The following is a 4679-nucleotide window of genomic DNA, read 5'->3' on the forward strand; positions in this document are numbered from 1 at the left end:
GGGTGAGGAAGAAGGCGAAGTAGCCGAGGGCGACGAGGGTGGCCACGCGTCGCTGCCACCGGCAGGCGCGGCGCAGGACGCGCAGCGCGCGGTGGTAGCCGGACCAGGAACGCGGACGGGCCCCGCTGCCCGGCCGTACTCCCGTCGGCGCGAGGGACGACGCCCGGAGAGCGGGGGAGGGGGCCCGTTCGTTGTGCCGGTGCGGCAGGGATAATTCCGAGCGGTCGTAGGACATCCCAAAACTCCTAGCGCGGTGGGCCCGGAAGTCACGGACCGCAAGAAGGTGGGGGAGCGGAGGCGGTTCGGGTCACCGCACGTTATGCGGGCGTCCGGGCGGCGGATGTGTGTTCCGTTGAACTTTCTGACGGAAGCCCCGCGGGCGAGCCGGCCTCGATGGATGTCCGTGGTGAGGGTGTGACGGAAGTGCCTCAGGTGCCTGCTGTGTTCCCTTTCCTCTGGAATCGGCCGTCCGTACGTCGTACACCAGTCCCGGTCGGCCCCGGTTGCACTGATGGACGCGGACCGGGCGGCGGGGTGATCGGCGGTACGCCGGATGCGGCAGTGCGGTGCCGTCCGTTCGGGGGGTGGTACTGGCGGCATATGCCTGCCGGGTATCGAGCCGTGCGAACGTGCCCCGGTGCACGCCGGATCACCCCCTGCCACGTCAGAGGCGGCCGCGGATGCTGTCGATGACGCGGGTCCAGTTGTCGCCGCCGTGTCCGTTCTCGATCGCGTGCCGGTAGTGGGCCTGGACCGCCCGTGGCAGTGCGAGGTCCAGACCGAGCGACGCGCTGGTCTCGACGATGTGGTCGGACGTCGCACCCATCATGGCGACCGTGCTGAGCTCGCCCGGGTGCTCGCCGGCGTCGAGCGCGGTGCCGGGTCGTTCCTCGCCGGCCCGGAGCATGTCGCCGATCGAGTCGGTGGTGGACAGCAGCTCCGGCAGCGCTTCCGAGGCCTTCAGCCCCGCGGTGCCCAACATCGCGGTGGCGTGCATCAATGCCGACAACGTGGTGAGGAAGACCGTGAGTTGGGCCTGGTACATCATCTGGGCAAGGCCCGGGTCGTCGCCCAGGTACCGCGGTGTTCCGAGGGGCGCCAACGCCGCCCGGTGCCGCTCCATCACCTGGTCGCCTCCGCTGTAGTAGACGAAGGACGCCTCCGTGCCGACCATCGGCGCGGGGACCATGACACCGCCGGTGAGGAAGCGGGCGCCGTGGCCCGCCGCCCAGTTCGCCGCCTCGCGCGTGCGCTCGGGTGTGTCGGAGCTCAGGTTGACCAGGGTGCGGCCGGCGAGCGACGCGGTGGCGCCGCCGAGGATGTCGTACATCGCCTGGTAGTCGGTGAGGCTGAGGATGACCAGCTCGCTCGCCTCGACCGCCTCGGCGGGGGTCGCCGCGAGGGCCGCTCCGGCGGCGACGACGCCGTCGGCCCTGCGAGCGGTGCGGTTCCAGACGGTGACGGGGTGGCCCGAGTCGAGGAGGGTGCGGGTCATCGCCTGGCCCATCGGACCGAGTCCGATCACGGTGACGGCGCTGCTCTGGCTGGTGGTGGCGTTCTCCGGTTCGTTCACTCCTCCATGCTCGAAGATCGTCGCTAGGGTCGGAAGTACCCACTAATTTCTGCGGTACTTACCTTTCAGTAAGGGGTTCAGTGATGGCGAAGGCGCCGAGGAACGGGCCGTACGTCTGCGGCATCGATGCCGGGCTCGACGTGGTGAGCGGGAAGTGGAAGGGGCTGATTCTCTGGGAGCTCGACGCCCACGGCATACGCCGCTTCGCCGAACTCCGGCGCGGCTTACCGGGGGTGAGCGAGAAGGTGCTGACGCAGCACCTGCGGGAGATGGAGGAGGACGGACTGGTGCACCGGCAGGTGTACGCCGAGGTGCCGCCGCGCGTGGAGTACTCCCTCACCGAGCACGGGCACACGCTGAACCGGGCGCTCGAGCCGCTCGGGGCCTGGGGGACCGAGCGGATACGCCGCGAGGCTTCCGAAGTGGCCGAAGTGGCCGATGCGGCCGGGGCGACGCGCAGTCCTTGACCGGCTCGCCCGGCTACCAGGGCATCACGCCGCTCACGACGTGCCGTGAGCGGCCCCGGGCGCGGACGGCTCGGGATGGCGCAGTCCCGCGACCAGCAGCCCGACCAGGGCGCGCGCGTCGTAACCGGGATCGCTCTCCGCGCCGACGCACAGGTTGCCCACGCCCCGCATCAGCTGGAGCCCTCCGATACCGGAGCGGATCTCACCGGCGGCCACGGCGGCGTCGAGGAGCTGTGTGCACACCGGTACGAGATGGTCGATGAAGTAGGCGTGCAGGGTCTCGAATCCGGCGTTGTCGTGCTGCAGGGCGGCGGCGAGTCCGTGCTTGGTCACCAGGAAGTCGACGAACAGGTCGATCCACCGCTCCAGCGCCTCGTAGGCGGTCGGGCAGCTCGCCAGCAGGGCGGGGCCGGCTTCGACGCAGGTCTCGACCTGGTGGCGGAAGACCGCGACGATCAGGTCCGCCCGGGTGGGGAAGTGCCGGTAGATCGTGCCGATGCCGACGCCTGCCCTGGCCGCGATGTCGCGCACGGGCGCTTCCACGCCCGAGGTGACGAAGACGGCGGCAGCCGCGTCCAGCAGGATCTGCTTGTTGCGCCGGACGTCCTTGCGCTGGGGCGCGGCGTTCTGCGTGCCCTGGCGGCTGTCGCTCACGGCGAGGCTCCTCTCGGCGGATCGCGGCGTGGATCCGGGTTCGCATCGTGCGGGGAACAGGGTTCCGTTTCGGCCATGATGGCAGACAGCGCCATCGGGCCGCCGCCGCGACCGCCTGCGTACTCGTGAGGTCAGGCCCGGGCCGGATCACCGAACCAGCGCGAGAGACGGGCGTCCAGGCCCTGCTGGTCGTCACCGATCCAGGCGACGTGGCCGTCCGGCCGGAGCAGGAGGCCGGGCACGTCCACGGCGGCCGTGGGATCCGCGAGGTGCTCGACCCGGTCCGCCCAGCCGCCCACGCTCAGGCGTCCGGTGCGGTCCAGCAGCAGCCCGCGGGCGTGACGCAGCAGACCGTGGAGACGGCCCTGTCCCACCTCGATGTCCGGCAGGCGGCGGCCGAGCAGGTCGGGGTCGGCGCCCTCGCCGAAGTCGTACCGGATGCCGATCGCGGTGATCTTCTCGATCAGCCGACGGTTCACCTCGTTGACGTCCATCAGTTCGGTGAGGAGCCTGCGCACGGCCTGCGGGCCCGGCTCGGGTGACAGGAGTTCCGTCTGGGCGCGGGTGTTGTCGAGCACGTCCTCGGCGACCGGACGCCGTTCGGCCTCGTAGCTGTCCAGCAGGCTGCCCGGTGCCCAGCCCCGGATCTGCGCGGCGAGTTTCCAGCCGAGGTTGAACGCGTCCTGGAGGCCCAGGTTGAGGCCCTGCCCGCCGATGGGCGGATGGATGTGCGCCGCGTCGCCGGCCAGCAGCACCCGCCCCACCCGATACCGTTCGGCCAGCCGGGTGGCATCCCCGAAGCGGGAGAGCCTGCGCGGGGAGTGCACGCCGAAATCCGTGCCGGCGACAGCGCGCAACCGCTCCCTGAACTCGTCCAGCGTCGGCGGTGTCCTGCGGTCGCCGACTCCCGCCGCGGGGACGACGACGCTGTAGATGCCTTCACCAACAGGCCGGAGCCAGAAGCGGTGATGGACCCCGCGGACTTCGGCCGTCTTCTCGGCGATCTCCCGCTGCGGCACAGCCACTTCCATCTCGCCCATCAGCGTCTCGTTCCGGGCGGGCTCGCCGGGGAAACCGACCCCGAGCAGTTTGCGCACGGTACTGCGGCCGCCGTCGCAGCCGACGAAGTAGCGCGCACGCAGCCGTTCACCGTCGGCCGACTCCACCGACACGCCCTGCTCGTCCTGCTGGAGTCCGGCGACCGCGCACCCGTGCCGTACCAGAGCACCGAGATGCACCGCATGCTTTTCGAGCAGGTCGACGAGAACGTGCTGCGGGATGCCCAGGAGATAGGCGTGCGCCGAATCCAGCCCCTGCGGAACGGGTTTGTCGATGGCGGCGAAGAAGCCGCGGGCCGGACGCTGCCTTCCGTGCTCGCGAACGCGGTCCAGCAGGCCGCGCATGTCCATCAGTTCGAGACTGCGCATGTGCAGACCGACGATGCGGACCGACGACGCGGGCTCGGCTTCCCTCTCCAGAACCAGTACCCGTACGTCGTGCAGCCGTAGTTCGGCGGCCAGCATCGCGCCGGTCGGCCCGCACCCGGCAATGATCACGTCGTAGTCGTAGTCGTAGTCGTAGTCGAGGGGGAGGGGCGTCCGGTCGGCGGTGTGCCGGGGAGAGTCCATGGGTGGTGCCTTTCGGGAGTGCCTTGTGGTCGAGGCGCTCCCGGCGACACCTGCGTCTATCGCCGGCCGTGACGGTAAAGGGGGAGCACCCACATCGCTACTGCGTTCATGGGTCTCACCTCCTCGGGCGGTGTCACGGACGTCGGCACGCTACAAGCCCGGCCGTCCTGTCGTCCAACCCTTTTCCGCTCCGGCCCGCCGCCCAAGGGGAAGGGCCTTGCAGCACCACGGGGGAACAGTGCTGCAAGGCCCTGCACCGCGTGTGCCCGGCGCCACTCGGTCCATGCACCCCCAATCGGAAACTTTTCGCGGGAGGACCGGGACGGGGACGGGCGACGGCGTGCGGGGGGCTTGGGC

The 4679-nt window shown here is 70.6% G+C and carries 4 protein-coding genes and 1 pseudogene; 1 reads left to right on the forward strand and 4 read right to left on the reverse strand.

The genetic code is table 11. The features are described from left to right. Together EHS43_RS37850 and EHS43_RS37855 are read right to left on the reverse strand one after the other, a co-directional pair. Positions 1 to 235: pseudogene (locus EHS43_RS37850) on the reverse strand (DUF485 domain-containing protein); the annotation flags it as partial. A gap of 429 nt (positions 236 to 664) precedes the next feature. Next, a complete protein-coding gene (locus tag EHS43_RS37855; RefSeq protein WP_125195148.1) occupies positions 665 to 1573 on the reverse strand; it encodes an NAD(P)-dependent oxidoreductase in 909 nt (302 codons plus the stop codon). An 83-nt stretch (positions 1574 to 1656) separates the two neighbouring features. Here EHS43_RS37855 and EHS43_RS37860 point away from each other — a divergent pair, with 83 nt between their 5' ends. Further along, positions 1657 to 2040: a helix-turn-helix domain-containing protein gene (locus EHS43_RS37860; protein ID WP_125195149.1), complete on the forward strand. Its 384-nt coding sequence runs from the start codon at positions 1657 to 1659 to the stop codon at positions 2038 to 2040. Between the two features lie 33 nt (positions 2041 to 2073). Here the strand turns inward: EHS43_RS37860 and EHS43_RS37865 are convergent, their stop codons facing one another. Both EHS43_RS37865 and EHS43_RS37870 read right to left on the reverse strand, forming a co-directional pair. Continuing rightward, complete coding sequence (locus EHS43_RS37865; protein ID WP_125195150.1) at positions 2074 to 2694, reverse strand: TetR/AcrR family transcriptional regulator; 621 nt, start codon at positions 2692 to 2694, stop codon at positions 2074 to 2076. A 131-nt stretch (positions 2695 to 2825) separates the two neighbouring features. Next, positions 2826 to 4322, reverse strand: coding sequence for an FAD-dependent monooxygenase (locus EHS43_RS37870; RefSeq protein ID WP_125195151.1), 1497 nt, complete (start codon positions 4320 to 4322; stop codon positions 2826 to 2828). Between the last annotated feature and the right edge of the window lie 357 nt (positions 4323 to 4679).

It is taken from the genome of Streptomyces sp. RP5T, from assembly GCF_003933965.1.
GTDB lineage: Bacteria > Actinomycetota > Actinomycetes > Streptomycetales > Streptomycetaceae > Streptomyces.

Coding starts and splice junctions, on each gene's coding strand:
- EHS43_RS37860 (WP_125195149.1), top strand. CDS start 1,657: ATGGCGAAGGCGCCGAGGAACGGGCCGTACGTCTGCGGCATCGATGCC.
- EHS43_RS37870 (WP_125195151.1), bottom strand. CDS start 4,322: ATGGACTCTCCCCGGCACACCGCCGACCGGACGCCCCTCCCCCTCGAC.